Origin of the sequence: Frankia sp. AiPs1 (assembly GCF_023716945.1) — a bacterium.
Lineage (GTDB): Bacteria > Actinomycetota > Actinomycetes > Frankiales > Frankiaceae > Frankia.
On the sequence record NZ_JAMQQF010000061.1, the window covers coordinates 1 to 20,318 of the forward strand.

The 20,318-nt window shown below is 70.9% G+C and carries 10 protein-coding genes, 1 tRNA gene and 1 pseudogene; 1 reads left to right on the forward strand and 11 read right to left on the reverse strand.

Annotation, left to right across the window (positions count from 1 at the left end):
- The 3 genes and pseudogenes from ND748_RS09140 to ND748_RS09150 form a co-directional block, all read right to left on the reverse strand.
- Positions 1–346, reverse strand: a pseudogene (locus ND748_RS09140) (leucyl aminopeptidase); the annotation flags it as partial.
- 106 nt (positions 347–452) lie between these two features.
- Positions 453–620: a DUF3117 domain-containing protein gene (locus ND748_RS09145; protein WP_011438211.1), complete on the reverse strand. Its 168-nt coding sequence runs from the start codon at positions 618–620 to the stop codon at positions 453–455.
- A gap of 220 nt (positions 621–840) precedes the next feature.
- Positions 841–1,203 carry a DivIVA domain-containing protein gene (locus ND748_RS09150; RefSeq protein WP_251745235.1) on the reverse strand — a complete coding sequence of 121 codons (363 nt, stop codon included), beginning with the start codon at positions 1,201–1,203 and terminating at the stop codon, positions 841–843.
- A 242-nt stretch (positions 1,204–1,445) separates the two neighbouring features.
- On the opposite strand from ND748_RS09150, the gene folP reads away from it, so the two are divergent.
- Complete coding sequence (folP, locus tag ND748_RS09155) at positions 1,446–2,258, forward strand: dihydropteroate synthase (RefSeq protein WP_374215880.1); 813 nt, start codon at positions 1,446–1,448, stop codon at positions 2,256–2,258.
- A gap of 185 nt (positions 2,259–2,443) precedes the next feature.
- Here folP and ND748_RS09160 read toward each other — a convergent pair whose 3' ends face one another.
- The 8 genes from ND748_RS09160 to ND748_RS09195 all read right to left on the reverse strand — a co-directional run bounded on the left by ND748_RS09160 (position 2,444) and on the right by ND748_RS09195 (position 20,115).
- A complete protein-coding gene (locus ND748_RS09160) occupies positions 2,444–3,103 on the reverse strand; it encodes a TIGR00730 family Rossman fold protein (protein WP_251745237.1) in 660 nt (219 codons plus the stop codon).
- On the reverse strand, positions 3,100–4,032 hold the full coding sequence (locus ND748_RS09165) for a TIGR00730 family Rossman fold protein (protein WP_251745238.1): 933 nt from the start codon (positions 4,030–4,032) through the stop codon (positions 3,100–3,102). The genes ND748_RS09160 and ND748_RS09165 overlap by 4 nt, the downstream gene beginning before the upstream one ends.
- A gap of 162 nt (positions 4,033–4,194) precedes the next feature.
- Entirely contained in the window at positions 4,195–6,936 is a 2,742-nt protein-coding gene (locus ND748_RS34575) for a PfkB family carbohydrate kinase (protein WP_251745239.1), read from the reverse strand.
- Between the two features lie 157 nt (positions 6,937–7,093).
- Positions 7,094–7,894, reverse strand: coding sequence for a DUF11 domain-containing protein (locus ND748_RS09175; RefSeq protein WP_251745240.1), 801 nt, complete (start codon positions 7,892–7,894; stop codon positions 7,094–7,096).
- Between the two features lie 73 nt (positions 7,895–7,967).
- Positions 7,968–17,363, reverse strand: a complete 9,396-nt coding sequence (locus tag ND748_RS09180) for a putative Ig domain-containing protein (protein WP_374215879.1) — start codon at positions 17,361–17,363, stop codon at positions 7,968–7,970.
- Between the two features lie 47 nt (positions 17,364–17,410).
- Positions 17,411–18,481 (reverse strand): hypothetical protein, encoded by a 1,071-nt coding sequence (locus ND748_RS09185; RefSeq protein ID WP_251745242.1) that lies wholly within the window; start codon positions 18,479–18,481, stop codon positions 17,411–17,413.
- Between the two features lie 108 nt (positions 18,482–18,589).
- Complete coding sequence (locus tag ND748_RS09190; RefSeq protein WP_251745243.1) at positions 18,590–19,075, reverse strand: hypothetical protein; 486 nt, start codon at positions 19,073–19,075, stop codon at positions 18,590–18,592.
- Between the two features lie 969 nt (positions 19,076–20,044).
- Positions 20,045–20,115, reverse strand: a tRNA-Gly gene (locus tag ND748_RS09195).
- Positions 20,116–20,318: the final 203 nt, after the last annotated feature.

A 20,318-nucleotide genomic window follows, 5' to 3' on the forward strand; every position in this document is an offset into this window, starting at 1 on the left:
CGGCGGCGCCGGCGGCCCGCCAGTCCCCCGGCTCACCGGCGCCGACTCCCACCACGAGCAGCCGGGTGATCGAACGCTGCGCGCCGGTGAGCGGGACGACCAGCGCGGAACCGGCGTCACCGCGCAGGGACTCGGTCTCGACCAGTCGGTCGAGGTCGACCCCGAGATCGGCGCCCGCGCCCCGGGCGGCCGCCGCGAAGACCGGCCCGTCCTCCCCCGCTGCCAGCACGACGGCGACGACGGAGGCCGCCGCGTCGATGGCGCTGCCGGACCGGAGTGTGATCTCCGGCGGCGACCCGATGAGAGCATCGAGCACCGGATTCGACGCGGATCCGTCCATGGTCATGTGACCCTCCCTCATCGCCGCCGCCTCATCGCCGCCGCCCTCGGCCGTCGGGCCGCCCGGTCCCGCCCAACGCGGGTCGGCCGCCGGCGCCGGTACGCATCGACAGCTAGCTGACCGCGGTCTTGAGGGCGTCCCCCAGCGCGCTCGCCTCGTCGGCGGTGAGTTCCACAACGAGCCGACCGCCCCCCTCCAGCGGGACACGCATGACGATGCCGCGCCCCTCCTTGGTCACCTCGAGCGGACCGTCACCCGTCCGCGGCTTCATGGCCGCCATCGGTGCACCTCTTCCTGCCGTCGGACCTGCGTCTGGCGACGATTATCCCGTAGACCGGACCGCAAACCGAAACACGTCTCCCCGCGGCATCACAACGGTCGGCGGCGCCGGCATCGGACGGTGGGTGTCCGGTGTCGACGGGCGCGCCCGCGGTCAGTCTCGCGTGGCCCAGATCGACCGTCCCGCAACGGGATGTCGAGACCCGCGGGACGCGGCCCGGTCAGTCCTGCGGCTTGTCCAGCGGCACAACGGGGTGCTCCTGCACCGACGACTCGGGGCCGATGCGCGCGAAGGTCGCCAATCGGACAAGTTCGTCGTCGCGCCGGGCCAGTTCCTCGTCGCGCCAGGCCAGCTCCTCGGCCAGGCGCAGTAGGACGGCGTCGACCTCGGCCATCCGGTAGCCGCGCGGCGCCATCGCGAAGCGCAGTCGGGCGACGTCGCCGGCCGCCACCGTGCCGGCGGGCAGGCCGACGGAGGCGCCGTCGGGCGGCGCGGGGGCAAGCCGGTCGAAGCGGCCGACGGCCAGCGCGGCCACGGCGAACACGACAGCGGCCACGATCACGATCTCGACGACGAGCACCACGGGTCGATCGTGCCATGCCCCGGTCACCCTGGTCACCCCGCCCGATCTGGCAGTCTGGCCGGGTGGACGCCGACCCCGCCGAGACGACCGCCCTGACGCCCCACTCCCCGATCGGTTCCCCGACCGCCCCCCGAACCGCCACCTCGACCGCTGCGCCGACCGCCGTGTCGAGCGCCACCTCGACCACCGCGTCGCCGCTGCGGCTGGGCCGGCGGGTGTTCGGACCGTCGGAGCTGGTGGTCATGGCCATCGTCAACCGCACGCCCGACTCGTTCTTCGACCGCGGCGCGACCTACGGACAGGCCGCGGCGCTCGACGCCGTCGACCGCGCCGTCGGCGACGGGGCGGGGATCGTCGACATCGGTGGGGTCAAAGCCGCCCCCGGCGGCGAGGTGAGCCCGGCCGAGGAGCTTCGCCGGGTCGGCGGTTTCGTCGCCGCGGTCCGCGCGCGCCATCCCGACCTGGTGATCAGCGTCGACACCTGGCGGGCGACGGTCGGCCGAGTGGTCGCCGGGGAGGGCGCCGACCTGCTCAACGATGCCTGGGGCGGGGTGGATCCGCAGCTCGCCGAGGTCGCCGCCGAGTTCGGCACCGGCCTGGTCTGCACCCACGCCGGGCACCTGCCGCCCCGGACGCGGCCGCACCGGATGACCTACGACGACGTCGTCGCCGACATCGTCACCACCACCGTGGGGCTCGCCGAACGCGCCGTGGCGCTGGGGGTGCGCGCCGACGCGGTGCTCATCGACCCGGGTCACGACTTCGGCAAGAACAGCCGGCACTCGCTGGAGGCCACCCGGCGGCTGCCGGAGCTGGCGGCCACCGGGTGGCCGGTGCTGGTCGCCATGTCGAACAAGGACTTCGTCGGGGAGGCCCTGGACACCGGGGTCGACGAACGCCTGGAAGGAACCCTCGCCGCGACAGCGATCAGCGCCTGGCTCGGCGCTCGGGTCTTCCGCGCCCACCAGGTCGTCGCGACGCTGCGCACGCTGCGGATGGCCGCGGCGATCCGCGGGGACGCTGACCTCGCCGTCGCCCGCCGCGGCGTCGTCTGACCCCCGCCTCGCCCCGACTCGCCCCGACTCCCCACCGGCCCCAGACCCAGCCCCAGCCCCCGGCGCTTCCTCACTTCCTTGCCTTTCAGGAGGGGCGAAACGGACACGAAACCCTCCCAAAGGGCAAGGAAACTCCGCGGGCCGGCTGGGCGGCCTGACGACGCGAGGAAGGGACGCCGCGGCTGTCAGTCGCCTTCGATGATCTCCCGGTCGGTCGGCTGCAGCGGGGCGACACCGGCGCCCGCGGGCACGGCGCCCGGCGGCACGGCGCCCGATGGCACAGCGTCCGATGGCACAGCGCCCGCCGGCGCGGCGGCCTCCAGCCGGTCGAGGGCCTCGTCCAGGTCGGCGGTCCAGATCAGCGCGTCGCGAGCGGCCGGCCGGACGAACCCACCCTCGACGAGCTCGTCGACGAGCTGCCGCAGGTGACCGAAGACCCCGCCGGGATCGAGGACGACCACGGGCTTGGTGTGCAGGCTCAGCACCCGGGCCACCCAGATCTCCAGCAGCTCCTCCAACGTGCCCAGCCCGCCGGGCAGCGCGAGGAAGCCGTCGGCGCGGGCGTCCATCAGCGCCTTGCGCTCGCGCATCGTGTCCGTGACGATCAGTTCGTCCGCGTCGGTGTCGCTGACCTCCAGCGCCACCAGCGCGCGTGGGATCACCCCGATGGTGCGAGCGCCGCCGGCCCGCGCCGCCCGGGCCACCGCCCCCATGCACGACACCGAGCCGCCGCCGGATACCAGGGTGTGGCCGCGCCGGGCGAGCTCCGCCCCGGTCCGGGCCGCCAGCTCCACGTGGGCGGCGTCGATCGCGGCCGAGGACGCGCAGTAGACGCAGATGTTCACGGTTCGGGCACCTCCGGACGGGGCGACTCGGCGTGCCCGGCCGTCCCCTGCACGATGATGCGCACCGCCTCGTCGACGTCGTCGGTTATCGCCAGGATGTTCAGGTCTGGTTCCTTGATCAGACCGGCCGGCAGGACGGTGGAACGCAGCCACTCCACCAGACCGGACCAGTACTGCGACCCGATGAGGACCACCGGGAACCGGGTGACCTTGCCGGTCTGGACGAGGGTGAGCGCCTCGAAGAGCTCGTCGAGCGTGCCGACCCCGCCGGGCAGAATCACGAACGCCTCGGCGTACTTGACGAACATCGTCTTGCGCACGAAGAAGTACCGGAAGCTGACGCCCAGGTCGACCCAGTCGTTGAGCCGCTGCTCGAACGGCAGTTCGATGCCGAGCCCGACCGACAGCCCACCTGCCTCCTGGGCACCGCGGTTGACCGCCTCCATCACCCCCGGCCCCCCGCCGGTGATCACGGCGAAGCCGGCCTCGGCGAGCGCGGCGCCGAGGCGGCGCCCCTGGGCGTAGATCGGGTCGTCCGCGGCGATGCGCGCCGAGCCGAAGACCGTCACGGCCCGCGGCAGCTCCGCGAGCAGCCCGAAGCCCTCGACGAACTCGCTCTGGATGCGCATGACCCGCCACGGGTCGCCGTGGACGAAGCCCGACGGGCTGCGGGTGTCGAGCAGCCGCTGGTCGGTCGTGGAGCGTTCGACCTGCCCGCGGCGGGCGACGACCGCGCCGCGGATCTGCTCCGGCGGCGGATGGCGGCGCTCCCGACCCGACGGGACGGCCGAACTGGCACCGACCCGCGGGCCTGCGGGCGTGGCGTCGGTCCGCGGTGTCGTGGCGGTCGTCTCCTCCTCTGGCGGGGGCGGGGGCGCGGCCGTCTGATCCGAATTTGAGGGCGGCATCACCACGGCACCATAGGACACGGCTCGAACATCGCCAGATGACATGGCCCACATTCGCGGGTCCGAGGCGGCGCTCCCCCGCCCGGGCGGGCGCGTGGGGTCAGGGCCGCGGGACCAGGATGCGGGGATCAGGGCGCGGGGATCAGGGCGCGGGGATCAGGACGCGGAGACCAGCCGCGGGGATCAGGGCGCGGGGTGGACGGTGAGATCGGCCACCGACCACCAGTGGTCGCTCACGGCAACGGTCAGTTGCACCCGGACGTAGCGGGCGGCGACCGCCGGGAAGGCGACGGCGGCCCGCGGACCATCGTCGCCGCGGGTCACGACCGTCCGCCAGGTGGTCCCGTCGAGGGAGACGCGCACCGCGTACCCCCGCGGCTCGTCGCCGACGCTGGGGCCGGTGTCGATGTCCACGCCGCTGACCTGCGTCGGGGCGCGCAGGTCGGCCTGCAGCCACATTCCCGGTTCCTGCGGGTAGCCGCTGGTCCAGCGGGTGCCGGGCAGACCGTCGGCGGCGAGGGCGGGCGCGGTGTCGGTGCAGCAGGCACTCACCGCGACCGTCGAGGCCGACATGCGGGGTCCCGGCGCGGCGGCGGCAGTGGCGCGCAGGCGGCGAACGACCGGCGTGATGGCGGCGTACCAGGCGTCGCCGAGCGCGTTGTAGCCGGCCTGATCGGGATGTAGCCCGTCGACGTAGTGGTCGGCACCGACCACCGAGGACAGGTCCACGGCCGAGACGTTCGCGCCGACGGCCCGGCTGGCGGCGACGACGCCGGGGATCGCCGCGTTGAAGGCTGCCCAGGTGGCGTCGTGGCCGTTGAGCATCGGGACGAGGGTGGACACCAGCACGGTGACGCCGGGGCGGGCGGCGAGGATCGTGCGCAGCAGCGCGTCGAGCCGGGCGGTGGCCTGCTCGGCGCTGGCCCCCTCGTTGATGTCGTTCGTGCCGGCCATGAGCAGGACGACGTCGGGCCGGGCCGAGCCGACCCAGGCGGCGGCCTGGCGTTGCAGCGCGTCGAGTCGCCAGCCGGGATGGCCTTCCTCCCGCTGGTCGCCCAGATCGGGTGGGCCACCGCGCTGGGAGCCCACGAACACGACCGGCTCGCCGTCGTTCTGCACCAGCCGGTGCCACAGTTGGGTTCGCCAGCCGCCGCTGGTCACGAAACCGTCGACGAGCGAGTCCCCCAGCGGCATCACCCGGATGCGGTTCTGCGCGCCGTCGAACTCACCACCGGGACCGGGATGCCCGGAGCCGGGGAGCGATCCCGAGGCAGGGAGCGATTCGGCAGCGAGGGGCGAGGCCGCGGCGAGGGTGGGCGAGGACGTGGCCGCGAGGCGGCGGCCCGGCCAGGTGAACGAGGCCATGGCGCCGGCCGGGACCCGCGCGGTGAACGACACCCGGCCGTCGTCGACGGTGACCGCCGCCGGCGCCGCCCCCGGGTTGTAGGCGACCAGTGCGCGCGAGCCGTCCGGGTTCACGAAGGCGACGTTCTCCAGCCCGCCGGCGCCGGGCGAGGACGTGTCCACCCGGACCGCACCGGGCTCGGCGACCTTGGCGAGTTGCCCGAGCGCGTAGTACTCGGGGCTGTACGCCACGTTTCCGGTGCGCCCGTCGATCGTGACCAGGCCGCGACAGCTCGGGCAGCCGCCGAGCTTGGGCCCGCCGGTCTCGTCGAGGGCCACGTTCCAGTAGGCGACGGTCGCGGCGCCGTTGCGCGTCGCGCCGATGACCATGTTCTGCGCACTCCAGCGCAGGCTGTCGCCGAAGCCCTTCGACCAGGATCCGCTGGAGCACTCGGTGACGTACTGGGCGAGGTTCGGCGCCTGGCCGCGCAGCACCGCCTGGGCGGAGGGGTCCCCGCCGTAGCAGTGGGAGGCGACCCCGGCGATCCACGGCGCCGCCGCGGGGTCGCTGAGCACCTGCAGGGCGTAGGAGCCGAAGTCCCAGTTCTGATCGGAGACCGCTATCCGGGTGCTCAGCCCGGCCGCGCGCAGCGCCGGACCGAGCGCGGCGATCACCGCCGCCTCCTGCTGCGCCGTCATCGGCATGGCCGGATGGTTGCCGGGCGGCGCCAGCGGTTCGTTCAGCGGCGAGATCAGGTCGATCGGCACGCCGGAGTCGGCGTAGGCACGGGCGTAGGCGGCCAGGTAGGCGGCGAAGGCGGCGGTGTACTCGGGCCGCAGGGGGCCGCCGGAGGACCCGGACAGCGTGCCGCCGGTGCGCATCCAGGCCGGTGCGGTCCAGGGCGTCGCCATCACCCGCAGGTCCGGGTTGAGCTCGCGAGCCCGGCGCAGCAGCGGCAGCAGGTGCTGCTCGTCCCGGGCGACGCTGAACTGCCGCAGCCGTGGGTCACTGCGGCCCGCGGGAACGTCGTCGTAGGTGACCGCGGCGCGGGAGAAGTCGCTGGCGCCGATCGGCTGGCGCAGGAAGCTCAGCCCGGCGCCGGCGTCCCGGTCGAACAGCGCACGCATCAACCTGCCGCGGGCGCGCGCCGACAGCCTGGTGTCGATCAGGTAGGCGGAGGAGTCGGTCAGGGCGGCACCGATTCCCGTCAGGACCTGGAAGCGCCGGTCCGGCTCGACCCGCAGGACGTCCCGCGCCGCCGCTGGACCGGTCGACGGGAACAGCCGCACGTCCGGCTGGCGGTCCAGGTGCTGCGTGCCGTCCGCGCTGGTCAGCCACGCCGAGGCGGCCGGGGGCGGGCCCCGCGCCCCCACCGCGCCGCGGCTCGCCACCGCCCCCACCGCGGCCACCGGCAGGCCGAGCCGGGCCAGGGTCACCGCCTGGTTGAGCGCCTTTCCACCGGGCACGGTCCGCATCGCCTCGGCCCGCACGTCCTCGCCCCACCCCGGCAACCGCGGCGTCCTGACGAGGCAGTCGAGCACGAACGCGCCGGCGACGAGAAACCGCGGCGCCCCGGCCACTCGCGGGAGGGCCCCTCGCCGATGTCCCCGAACCGCCTGCTCTCCCGCCACCTGCCCCCGTCCGCGGTCAGCCGCTCAAGCCGAGCGCCCACAGTAGATCCGCGGTGAACGAGTGCTCAGAATGGGCTGATACTCGCGACGGGGGCTCTGGATCGCCCTACACCCGGACGGTCTCATCGGGGCTGCTGGGGCCGGCCTCCTGGTCCGCAACGCCATGGGGATCCCGGTCCGGCCCAGCGCCGGTTACCGCCACCAGGTGATCCGCCCGGTGGGCCCGCCCCTCTCGACCAGGCGACCGGCGGTGCCGCGGCGACCGTCGGTAGCGCAGGAGCAGACCCGCGCTGAGTGCGAGCGCGGCGGCCAAGGACGCGCACAGCGCCAGGAGCCAGCCAGGCAGGCCGGCCCCGCCACGACTGCCCCCGCCCGCGGAGCCCGCGGCACCGCCGCCGGCGGGCAACCGGTCCGAATCGGCCGCGCAGACGATCGGCCTGCTGTCGGCGTGCGCGGCCACGCAGACGACCGCGGCGAGGCGGAGCAGGCCGGGCGGTGGCTTCGTCACCTCCGCCCGAACGCCGAACACGGTATCCCGACCGGAGCGCAGGCCGGTCCGCCAGGTGACCGTGCCGTCCCTGAACACCCCGCCCCGATCAGCCGAGCCGAACCGGGCGCCGGCGGGGAGAGTCTGGGTGACCAGAAGATCGGTCGCATCGGCCGTGCCGATGTTACGGATCCTGATCGTGTAGGCGAGACGGTCGCCCGCATCGACATCGGTGTGACCATCGTCGATCGCGATCGAGAGATCGGCGGGCGCCTCGTCCCTGTGCTCCGGCGACGGCGCCTCGTCGGCGAGGGCGCCGGGCGGGGCCGCGAACGTACCGGCCACGACGAGGGGGCTGCCGAGCAGGGCGGCGGCCAGCAGAAGCCGCCCGCGCACGCGCCCGAAACGGAAGATGCTCATCTCATCTCTTTCCGGTCTCGTCTCATTCCGGATATCAGGTCGCCGCCATCGCACATGGACTCGCCGCTATCCCTCATTGACTCGCCGCTATGTAGTCGAGCGTGGTGGAGTACGTGTCGGAGGCAACGAAGGGAACATCGATCGCATAGTCGTTGCTGACCGCGTCCCCGCCCGGGGCCGACGGTTGTCCCTGGGAGCGGACCGGGACCGCCGCCGTGTCCGACAACGGTTGGAAGGCCGACGTCCCGGACTCCCGGACCAGCAGGGAGCTCACCGGAATGGAATCGCCGTTGCCGGCCGTTTGCCCCGTCAGGGTCGGCGACGTCGCCTGGACCGCCACCGTGTATCCGTCCGTGCTGTTCGTGGTGACGGTCATGGTCACCGCCCCGTTCTGAACGACGGAACTGTTCGGCTCGCCGGTGAGGGTGAAGGCGGGGGTGAGATCGGTCAGGGCCAGGCTCTGGGCGGTGATGGCCGTCGCGATCGTGCAGGCCGGTTCCGTGCCGGTGCCGGTGCAGGTGCTGCCGGCCGCCGTGGACGCGACCCGGTTCACCAGGTCCGCGCCCGCGGTCGCGGCATCGTCGACCGTCACCGAGTAGGTGATGGTCACCCCGGCGCCGACCGCGAGATTCCCGGTCCAGGTGAGCGTGGGCGCGGTGTAGGCGACCGTGCCGTTGGTGGCCGTGGCGTCGGCGTTGTACATCGCGTTGTTCACGACCGACGCCAGGCTGTCGGTGATGGTCGCGCCGGTGTAGGCGGCCTGCCCGTTGTTCGTCGCGGTGATCGTGTACTGGACGGTCGAGCCGACGACGGCCGCCGTCTGGTCGGCGGTCTTGATGATCGTCAGGGCCGGCACCAGGACCGCGGTGGTCGTCGTGCAGGCGGCGTCGGCACTGCCGGTCAGGCAGGTGGACCCGGCGGTGGTCGAGGCGACCGCGTTGATCGCGACGTGGTCGCCGTTGGCCGGCAGGGCCGTGGTCACCGAATAGGTGATGGTCGCCGTCGCCCCGGGGGCGAGGTTTCCGGTCCAGGTCAGGTCGGGCGAGGTGAACGCGACGGTGCCCGTGCTGGCCGCGGCGTCGCCGTTGTAGGCCGCGTCGTCGAGCACGTCGGCGAGATCATCAGTGAACGAGGCGCCCGCGTAGGGGGTCTGCCCGGTGTTCGCCACGGTGACCGTGTAGCTGATCGCGCTGCCCGCGACGACGGTCGCGTTACCGGTGCCGGTCGCGGCGGCCTTGGTGATCGTGAGGGCTGGGATGAGCACGGGAACCACGACCCGACAGCCGGCGCCGCCGCTGCCTGCGGTCGGGCAGGTGCTCCCGATCGCGGGCGAGGTCACGGTGTTGATCAACACTCGGTCGCCGAGGTCAGGGTTGTTGACCGTGACCGAATAGCTGATCGTCACGCTCGCGCCGATCGCCAGGTCACCCGTCCAGGTCACCGTCGGTGCCGCGTACGTCACCGTTCCACTCGTGGCACTCGCGTCGGCGTTGTAGACCGCGTCGGCGAGCAGGCCGGTGAGGTTGTCGCTCACCGAGGCGCCCTGGTAGGCGGACTCCCCGTCGTTCGTCACGGTGATCGTGTAGGTGACGGTGCCACCTGGAGTCGTGGTCGTCGCGTCCGCCGTCTTCACGATGCCGAGTCCCGGGGTGAGGATTAGGACCGACGCCGAACAGCTTGGATTCGAATTTCCGAGCGGACAGTTGCTCCCGGCAACGTCAGACGACACGGAAGCAGTCATCGCCTTGTCCCCCAGATCGGGATTGTTCACCGTCAGCGACGCGGTGATCGTCGCGGACTGCCCGGGCGCTAGGTCTCCGGTCCAGACCAGTTGCCCATTGGGAATGTCCAGATGAATGGCCCCCGAGGTGACGGTCGCGTCGCCGTTGTAGGTTGCGTCATCCGTCCCGCCGGTGAGGCCGGCGTTCACCACGGCATTCGTGTAGGAGGTGCGACCGGAGTTGGTGATGGTCGCCGTGAAAAAGATGATCTCGCCCGGGATCGCCGTCGACACGTTCGTCGCGGCCATCATGGTGAGTTCAGCGACCAGCACCGAGGCGGAGCACCGCGAGTCCGTGCTCCCGGTGGCGCAGTTGTTGCCCGCCACCGTGGAGCTGACGGAGTTGGCGAGTTCGGCATCGCCGGTATCCGGATTCAGCACGGTGACCGAATAGGTGATCGTGGCCGAGCTGCCCGGGTTCAGGTTTCCGGTCCAGGTGAGCGTCGGGCTGGCGAAACCGACGGTGCCCACGGTCGCGGCCGCGTCGTTGTTGTAGGTGGCGTCGTCGAGCACCCCGGTCAGCGCGTCGCTGACCACGGCACCCGAGTAGGGAACCTGCCCCGAGTTCGTCACCGCGATGGTGAAGGTGACCGTGCCGCCGGGCACCGTCGTCGCCGCGCTGGCCGACTTCGCGATCGTCAGCGCCGGGCTGAGGACGACCACGTTGTGGGTGCAGCCCGCGCTCCCGCTGGCCGGCAGGCAGGAACTGCCCACGTCGGTCGAGGCCAGGACATTGACAAGGATCTTGTCACCCGGATCGGGGTTGCGCACGGTCATCGAGAAGGTCACGGTCACAACGTCATTGACACCGAGATCACCGGACCAGGTGATCGTCTGGGCGGCGAAGGTGGCCGTCCCGGCCGAGGCGGTGACGTTCCCGTTGTAGACGGCGTCGTCCAGGGCGCCGCCGAGGTCGTTCGTGACGGTCGCCGCGGTGTAGGGCGTTTCACCACTGTTGGTGATGGTGACGGTGTAGGCCACGACACCGCCCGGAACCGTCACGGTGACATTCGCGGAGGTTGTCATCGTCAACCCGGGAGTCAACACCGGCACACTTACGAAACAGGCCGGATCGGTGCTGCCGGTCGGGCAGTTGCTGCCCGGTGCGTTTGAGACGCTAACAGTTTTCAGAACCTTGTCGCCGGTATCCGGGTCATTGACCTGAGCACTTCCGGTGATGGTCACGGTTCCACCGACCGGAATGCTGCCGTTCCACACCAACCCGTTCCCACTGAGGGCGAATGTTCCCGAACTCGCAGTCTGGCCGCCATAGGCTACGGCGTCGTCCACGACATCGTCGCCGATCCCCTCGAGCGTGATCCCGACGTAGGGAGTCTGTCCCGTATTGACGAGTGTGGCGGTGAAGGTGACTATCCCGCCGGGGGTCGTCGAGGTCACATTCGCGGTCTGGGTGATCGTCAGAGCGCTGACGGTGACCGTGGCCGTGCACCGCGGGTCGGTGCTCGCGGCCGGACAGTTGCCTCCCAAGGACGGCGACACCACACTGTCGACCAGAATGTCGTTCCCCGTACCCGGGCCGGTCACCCCGACGGAATAGGTGATGGTGACCGCCCCGGAGGCGGGAACGTCGCCGGTCCAGGACAGCACCGGCGCGGCGTAGCTCACAACGCCGGCAGACGCGGCCGCGTTGGCGTTGTAGGTGGCGTCGGTGAGGACGTCGGTCAGGTTATCGGTGAACGTCGCCCCCAGGTACGGCGTGGCCCCGGCGTTCGCGACCGTGATCGTGTAAAGCACCGTCCCGCCCGCGGCCACCGAGGGCGCCGCCGAGGTCTTCGTGAACGTCAGGAGCGCCGACGGCACAATCATCACCACGACGGTGCACCGCGGGTCCGAGCCACCCGACGGGCAGTTGGAACCCGGTGTCGTCGAGACCGCCGTACTCGTCAACGACTGATCGCCCGGGTCCGGATTCTTCACCGTCACGCTGTAGGTGATCGTCGCCACCGCGGTCGGGTTGAGACTGCCGGTCCACGTCAGGGTCGGGGTGCTGAAGGACACCGTGCCCGTCGACGCCGTGGCGTCGTTGTTGTAGACCGCGTCGTCGAGGACGCTGACCAGCGAGGTGCTGATGGTGGCCGCCGGGTAGACCGTCTGGCCGGTGTTCGCCACCGTGACCGTGTAAGTGATGGTCTGGCCCGGCACCGCGGTGCTGCTGCTGGCCGTCCGGATGATCGTCAGTGCCGGGGTGAGGACGGCGACGGTCGAGGAGCAGGCCGGATTTCCGCTGGCCGGCAGGCAGTTACTCCCGACAGCATCCGAACTGACAGTGCTGGCAATTATCTTGTCGCCCGGATCGGGATTGAGCACGGTCGCGGAGAAGGTAATGGTGACGACCGCGCCCACGGCCACGTCTCCGGTCCAGGAGATCGTCGGTGCCGTGTAGGTCGCCGCGCCCGAGGAGGCCGACACATCACCGTTGTAGACAGCGTCGTCGAGCAGACCGGCCAGGGCGTTGGCCACTGTGACACCGGTGTAGGGGGTCTGGCCGCTGTTCGTCACGGTCACCGTGTAGTCGACGGTGTCTCCCGGCTGCACGGCCCCGGCATTCGCCGATGTCGTGATGGTCAGGTCGGGAACGACCACGTTCACCGTGGCCGTGCACCGCGGATCGCTGCCACCCGACGGGCAGTTGTTCCCGGAAGCCGCAGATACCAACACCCCAGTGATGATCTTATTGCCGGTGTCGGGATTTCTGACCGTCAGCGTGCCGGTGACGGTCACGACTCCCCCTACCGGGATGTCACCAAACCAGGTGATCCCCCCGGCCCCGAGTTCCAGCGTGCCGGAAGATGCCGTCTGGTCACCGGTGGGGATGGCATCGTCGACGGTCCCGGCGGTGGAGCTGGTGACGGTGATCCCGGTGTAGGGCGTGCTACCGGTGTTCGTGAAGGTCGCGGTCAGCCGAATCGACTGGCCCGGCGTCGCCGCCGCCACGTCGTAACTCTGCGCAAGAATCAGCTGGGACACCGGCACCGACGTCGTGCAACGCGAGTCCGTTCCACCCGTCGGGCAGTTGTTCCCGAGGGTGGACGACGCGATCGTGTTGGTCAGGATGGCGTCGCCGGTGACGGGATTGCCTGTGGTGACCGAGTAGACGATCGTCGCCGACGCGCCGGGCGTCAGGTTGCCCGTCCAGGACAGCGTCGGCGCGGAGTAGCTCGCGGTGCCCGCCGAGGCGGTGACGTCGGCGTTGTAGGTCGCGTCGTCGAGCAGGCCGGTCAACGAGTCGGCGAACGTCGCCCCGGTGTACGGGGTCGGCCCGGTGTTCGACACCGTCACCGTGTAGGTGACCACCCCGCCGGGGGTGGTCGTCGCCGAGCTGGCCGTCTTCGTGATCGTCAGGTCCGGCACCAGCACCTGTACCACCGCCGTGCAGGCCGGGTCGCTGCCGCCGACCGGGCAGTTGCTACCGATCGCCGGCGAGGTGACGGCGTTGATCAGAAGCTTGTCGCCGGGATCCGGGTCGAGCACGGTGACGGTGTAGGTGATGGTCGCACTCGCCCCGGCGGCGAGGCTCCCGGTCCAGGTGAGGTTGGGTGCGGAGTACGCGACCGTGCCGGTGGACGCGGTGGCGTCGGCGTTGTAGGTCGCGTCGGAGAGCACCCCGGCCAGCGAGCTGGTGACCGTGGTGCCGGTGTAGGCGGTCTCCCCCGTGTTCGCCAGCGACACGGTGTAGGTGATGGTGCCGCCGGGCGTCATGGTGGAGACGTCCGCGGTGTTCGTGATGGACAGGCCCGGCGTCAGCACCGGCACCGTCGACGTACAGGCGGGTAGCGCGTTGCCGACCGGGCAGGTGCTGCCCTGCGTCGCCGAGCTGATGGTGGCCGCCAGGACCTTGTTACCCGTGTCGGGATTGTTGACGGTGAGCGAGGAGGTCACGACCACCGAGGCACCCGGCGCGAGACTGCCCGCCCAGACCAGGTCGCCGCCGACGTTCTCGATCGTCCCCGTCGTGGTGGCGCCGTCCAGGTTGTAGGTCGCGTCGTCCAGCAGGTTGCCGAGCGGCACGGTGAAGGTCGCGTTGGGGAAGGTGGTCTGGCCGTCGTTCACCGCCGTGTAGGTGAATCCCACCACCTGGCCCGGTTCGGTCGTGGTCACGGTGCTCGCGGAGGTGATCGTCAGGACCGAGACGGTCACCGTGGTCGAGCATCGCGGGTCCGTTCCCCCGACCGGACAGGTCGTCCCCACCGTCGAGGAGGTCACTTCGTTGGACAGGATCTTGTTGCCCGTGTCGGGGTCGTTCACCGTGACCGAGTAGGTGACGGTCACCGCCGCCCCGGCGGCGAGGTTCCCGGTCCAGGTGAGGTTCGGGCTGGTGAAGGTGACCGCGCCGGTCGTGGCGGTCGCGTCCGCGTTGTAGACCGCGTCGTCGAGCACCCCGGCCAGGGCGTCGGTGAAGGTCACGCCCGAGAATGCCGCCGCACCCGTGTTGGTGGCGGTGACGGCGTAGGTCACGACGCCGCCGGGCGCGGCCGAGGTCGCGTCCGAGGACTTCACGATCACGATGGGTCCGACGCCGACCGTGAAGGTGACCGCCTGGGTGGCGGTCACCCCGAACGCGTCACTCACCTGGACCGTGAACGGGGTGCTGCCGGCCGTGGTCGGCGTCCCGGCCAGAACCCCGGTCGACGCGTTCAGGGTGAGCCCCGGCGGCAGGCTGCCCGCGCTGACCGACCAGACGAACGGGGCGGTCCCGCCGGTGACCACGAGGGTGTCGCTGTAGCCCACACCCACCTGCCCGGCCGGGGGGGCCGGGAACGCCAGGGTCGGCAGCGGCGCGATCACCAGGCTGACGGTCTTCGTCACCGCCTGGCTGAAGGCGTCCACGACCCGGACGGTGAACGACGCGGTGCCGGCCGCGGTCGGGGTACCCGACAGCAGGCCCGTCGAGGAGTTCAGGGTGACCCCCGCCGGCAGCGCACCCGCGCTGACCGACCAGACGAACGGGCTCGTCCCACCCGAAACGGTCAGTTGACTGCTGTAGGTCACCCCGACCTCACCCGCGGGCGGTGGCGGGAAGGGGAGCGTCGGGGCCGACGCGATCGAGATCGTCAGGCTCTGCGTCGCGGCCTGCCCGCTGGCGTCCGCCACCCGGACGGTGAACGGAAAGCTGCCGGCCGTGGTCGGCGTGCCCGAGAGCAGACCCGTGGCGGCGTTGAGGATGAGGCCCGGCGGCAGGCTGCCGCTGCTGATCGACCACGCGTACGGGGCGGTTCCGCCGGAGACGGTGAACTGGTCAGTGTAGGCCGCCCCGACCTCGCCCAGCGGCGGCGGCGGCAGGGCCAGGCTCGGCGAGGCGTTGATCGTCACCGCTGACGAGGCGGCCGACTGCGGGCCGGTCCCGGCCGCGTTGATCGCCGCGACCCGGAAGGTGTAGGTCGTCCCACCGGTCAGGCCGGTGATGCTCTGCGTCGTCGCCGTGCTCGCAAAGGTCTGCGCCGTCTGCGCGACCCCGCCGATGTAGGGGGTGACGACGTACCCGGTGATGGCGCTGCCGTTGCTGGCCGGCGCGGTCCAGGACAAGTTCGCCGACGTGCTCCCCGCGCTGACCGCCGTGATCGTCGGCGCGGCCGGCAGGGCGTACGGCACCACGGCCGCCGAGGCGGGGCTCGCCGCCCCCGTGCCGACCGCGTTCACGGCCGCGACCGTGAACGTGTACGAGGCGGCGGCGGTGAGGCCGGTGAGCGTGCGGGTCGTCGTCGAGGCGTCGAAGGACACCGGCGTCTGCGCCACCCCGTTACGGATCGGGGTGACGACGTAGCCGGTGATGGTGCTGCCGTTGCTCGCCGGGGCGACCCAGGTGACCGTGGCGCTGGTGATGCCCGCCGTGGCGGTCGGCGCCACGGGCGTCGCGGGTGCGCTCGTGTAGACGTACGACGTCACCCCCGCCACCCCGACCGTGACCACGGTGACCCCCACCGACGCCGCACTGGCCCGGGCGGGCATCGACGAGATCGCCAGCGAGCCGTTCGCGTTGACGGTGAAGCACCCGGCGGCGGGCCCCGACTGGCACGGCAGCAGCACCACCGGGGTACCCGCCTGCTGCTGGGCGGTCGTCCCGATCTCGATCGCCGTCGCGCCGGTGATGTTGGTCCCGGTCACCGTGGCCGCACCGCCGCCGGAGATCGTCCCCGAGGTCGGGGAGATCGCGATCCCGGTGGGTGTCGCCGCGATCGTTCCCGCGGTCGCCGTGGCGGCGAAGCCCGGGTTCGCGTCGGTCGCCGAGGCCGTGGTGGTCGTCGCCGATCGGACGAACGCCGGCGTGACGCTCGCACCGGTGACGATCGCCACCACGGTGATCGGGGTCAGACTGGTGCCGTTGGTGAAGGGTCCGTTGCTGTTGGTACAGGTGATCGTCTGCCCGCTCGGGGCCTGGCAGACCCAGCCGGAGCCGAACGCGCCCACCGGAACCACGCCCGCCGGCATCGTCTGCGTCACCGCGATGGGCAGGGACTCGTCCGCCCCGGCGCTGACCCCGGCGGTCACGCTGTAGGTCACCGGATCACCCGGCGCCAGGGTGGTCTGGGTGAAACTGGTCGCGGCGACGTTGAGCTGCGGAACCGGGTTGAAGGTCACCACCCTGGTGTTGTCGATCTCGTGGAAGTCGGTCGAGCCGCCGGTGGAACCCACCCAGCCAAAGGCCAACTGCCGGGGGATGCCGGCCGACGTCGTCCAGCTCGACGACGGGTACAGCCCGGCCGGCACGGTGGGCAGCGAGCCGGTCAGGGTCCGCGACGTCCCACCCACCGGCGTGAAGACGACCTTGTAGGTGCCGGGGGTCGCCGAGACACCCGAGTCCGTGACGATGGTCTGCGCGGTGGGGTTGACCACCACCTCGACGGGCACCACCGAGGCCGCGCGGGTGACGGCGTGCAACGGCACCACCGGCGAGGATGTTGTCGTCGCCGTGCTGTTCACCGCGCAGTATCCGACTGTTCCCGCGCCGGGGCCGCGTACGACGACCTGCCCCTTGACCTGCGCGCCGGTGGTGGAGATGTACGCCGGATTGGTGCAGCCCGAGCCCTGGTACGTGGTGTTGCTGAAGTTGCCGAAGACGTCCAGGCCGATTCCCATGTAGGCGGTGCTCAGCCCGCTGAGGCCGGCCGAGAGCCAGGCCGAGTAGCCGAGACCGCCGCCGAGCTGGCCCATCCGCGCCGGCGCCGTCGGAGCGGCCGGATCGACCGCCGCCAGCACGAACGCGATGCCGTCGGCGCTGCTACCGCCGTATTGATACGAGTTGAAGGTGACGTCCAGTCCCTGCGAGGTCGGCACGCTGGTCGCGCCGAAGACCCCGCCCTGCAGGCTGGTCGCGTTGGCGGTCAGGCGTAGTTTCCCGGCGCCCTGGGCGTCGTTGCTGGAGGTACAGCTTCGCAGCACCCCGGTGTTCGAGTTGCCGCTCGCGGTCAGACACGCCTGGTTGCCGCCGGTGGCGCTGACCGGCGGCAACGGCAGCGCGACCGAGCCGAGCCCGTCCGGTGTGTTGTTGTGGAACGGCTGATTGAACAGAAGGGTACCGGCGGCGTAGGCGACGGTCGGCAGGAGAGCCGAAATCGAGCCGGACAGAAAAAGGCTCACCAGGCCGATGACCAGCGCCTTGAATGCACGCCCACCGCGGATCGTCGCGATCTTCCGCGGAGATCTCCGTCTCGTTCCTCTCACACCGCTCATTACGCAGAGTTTATATTTGATCACTTAAAGCAACAAGCGTCGGCGGACTAGGAATCGGGCGTGTCGTCCCGGGTCTCGGATTCCGGGTTCAGGAGGTCCCGAGCGAGGTCGGTGCTTCCGCTGTCGGTGGTCTCACCGGCCTGACGCGGCTCGACAAAATCCTCCCGTCGCCGCAGGGCACGGGCCTCCGCCAGAATTCGGGCCCGGTAGCGCCGGCGTATGAACACACCGAGCAGGAGGATGACGACGACAGCGGCGACAAGTAGCGCGGCCTGGCCGACCGGAAAGAGCACGACTCTGGCACGCGCGCTACTGACGGTGCCTTTCGAGCCAGGAACGGTGACCTCCGCCCGACAGACGCACATGCGTGGCGGATCGTTCCACCGCGCGGTGACCACCCGATTCGCCCCGCGCTGCACGGTAAAGTCGGGAAAGGCCACGTCCCGCCCGTCGACCCGGACGTTAAGATGTCCTTTTCCGCGAAAGTCGCGGTGCACTGTGCCGGTGTTCCGTAGCGTCGCGGTGAAGTCGATCGGTCCGCCCGTCGCGAAGCCCGAGGTTCGCAGCGAGGTGACCCGGACCGTGTCGTCCACCGGGCCCGGCACCGTGATGTAGAGCGGAGCACCGATCCCGCGGTTCAGCCGGATCGTCTTTCCGTCCTTGAGCGCGGGCACCATGAACAGCATCGCGACATGGTGATCGCCCGGCTCCGGATGCGGCGGAACGGCGATTCGCACGGCGACCACCTGGCGGGTGCCCGGCTCCAGGTGGAACGCCGCCGGACTGACCGTTATCCAGTTCATCGCCGACTGCGGGCCCTCGTCGCGTTTGAACTGAAGGGTCCCGTCCCGGCCAGCCGTGAAGGCCGCCCTGTTGACCACGATGTCGAGCGGCAGGCGACCGCGATTACTCACCGCGAAGTGCTGATCCTTCGCGAGCTGCTCCTGCGGAATCACCAGTCTCGTCGGACTGACACTCAGTCCGAAGTCCGCTTTGGGGGGAGAAGGTGCGGGGGTCGACGCAGTCGCAGTGGACACCGGGCCAACCAGTGCTACCGTCAATGCGAGACACGTGGTCACCGCAATTACCCAACCGCCCAGCCGAAGCCGGTTGGTCATCGTCGACCCACCGCCATGTTCTTCTCTCCCCTTATGGGCATCCGGGACCCGATGCCGCCCGAAGTCAGCTATGTCCCACAGCCGTTTCCGGCTGCCTCGGAGGAATTACTACAGGGTGGTGGCGACGTAGTCGAGGACCGCAGAGTAGGTGTCTGGGGTCACGAACGGAATGGTGATCTGATAGTCGTTTGTGAAGGTGTCACCCGCCTCGGCGGAGGGCGTGGCCTGGGTGTGTACCGGCACTGGCGTTCCGAAGGTCAACGGGGTGTAAACGGTGGTTCCCCCCTCGCGGACCTGAAGGTCGCCGATCGGAATCGTGTCGGTGTTGCCCGGTGTCGTCGGATTCAGGGTCGGCGTCTCCGGCGCGACCGTCACCGTGTAGCCCTCGTTGTTGTTGGTCGTCACCGTGAACGTGACGGGCGGCGCCGTGGTCGACACGGTCTCGCCCGGGTTGCCGGTCAGGGTGAACGACGGCACGAGGCCGGTGAGCGTGATGGACGAACCGACCACGACGTTGGCTATGGTGGTCTGGGTGGACGTCTGGCCAGGAACCGCATTCGCTCCGGTACTCAGTCCACCTATTACGGTCGCCACACCAGCCGTGACGATGAGACCGCGCCTGAGCGCGGTGCGTGATTCACGCACGAGGGACATTCTGGACTCCACTTCCTCGGACTGACTACGCAGAGTGTTTTCATTACTACTCAGCGTGTCAAGAATCGAGGGTCTCGACGAGCGCCTTCCCCGGGCAGGTCCGCTCCGGCCGGCAGGTACGCCACGACGACCAGGATGATTCCGGCGGGGCGCGGACACCCGGCGACAACGCCGACGATCGGCCCGCGTCCCGTCCCGCTCCCGACGCGCCCGGGGCCGGGCTCGGGGCCCGATGCGCCGGCCGCCTGCCACCGCTGCGGCGCGTCCGACCACCACCAGCACCGGGTGCACGGTCCGTCTCACGCGCCACACCAGAGGCGGCCGGATCGCGACCGCGCCGACCAGGCCACGCCAGACCAGGCCACGCCAGACCAGGCCATAAGGCGAGCCGAAGACGTCGGGTTACGACTCAAACACGCCAACCGGTCGACCGGCCCGGGGGAGCTGCTCGCGTCTCCTACGCTGCCCTCGCGCCGGTGTCCCTCCTTACCTGATCTCCGGCCGACGTAAAGGCAGTGGACCCACAACGAACCGTCGATTTCACCATGCCCACGAGGGCGCTGACGTATGGGTACCACTCGGCCCTGGTCTTTGCGCGAGCGAGGTTGCAGAGGCGGAAAGCGGCCATCTCGGACGGCACGGCGCCGGAACGCAGGAAAAGGACCGTCACCATGAATGTGCGTTGGAGCTGTCGCACCGCTGCCGGGATGAGCGCCGCAGCGCTGACGGTGGCCGCCGGCGCCGCACGACGACAACCATAGGGTCTTCGCCTGGGACCAGCGGGCGCCGGATCGGGATTCGCGGCCGTCGATGGGAAATCCAGGCGTTCCCGTGAAGCCCCCGAACTGAAGTCGAGCGACGGCAGAAGATCATACCGGCAAGCCACCGGGCAGGCATCACCCCGAAGTGAGCGGGCGACGGGAATCGAACCCGCGTTGCAAGCTTGGGAAGCTCGTGTTCTGCCTCTGAACTACGCCCGCGTAGTGCATCCGCATCGTACCGGATGGAGGGGCCGACGCGGCAGGGCGGGGGCGCTGGTCAACCGTCGACACTGCTGCCGGTACTGGAGGCGACCGCGCCGGTGGTGCTCCCGGTGCCGCCGCGACCGCCGGTGTGGCCGCCGACTCCGCCGTGGCCGCCGCCGACTCCGCCGTGGCCGACTCCGCCGTGGCCGCCGCTGACG

Excerpts from the sequence above, each read along its gene's own strand:
- ND748_RS09145 (WP_011438211.1), bottom strand. The coding sequence starts at position 620 with ATGGCGGCCATGAAGCCGCGGACGGGTGACGGTCCGCTCGAGGTGACC.
- folP (WP_374215880.1), top strand. The coding sequence starts at position 1,446 with ATGGCCATCGTCAACCGCACGCCCGACTCGTTCTTCGACCGCGGCGCG.
- ND748_RS09175 (WP_251745240.1), bottom strand. The coding sequence starts at position 7,894 with ATGAGCATCTTCCGTTTCGGGCGCGTGCGCGGGCGGCTTCTGCTGGCC.
- ND748_RS09180 (WP_374215879.1), bottom strand. The coding sequence starts at position 17,363 with ATGAGCGGTGTGAGAGGAACGAGACGGAGATCTCCGCGGAAGATCGCG.
- ND748_RS09185 (WP_251745242.1), bottom strand. The coding sequence starts at position 18,481 with ATGACCAACCGGCTTCGGCTGGGCGGTTGGGTAATTGCGGTGACCACG.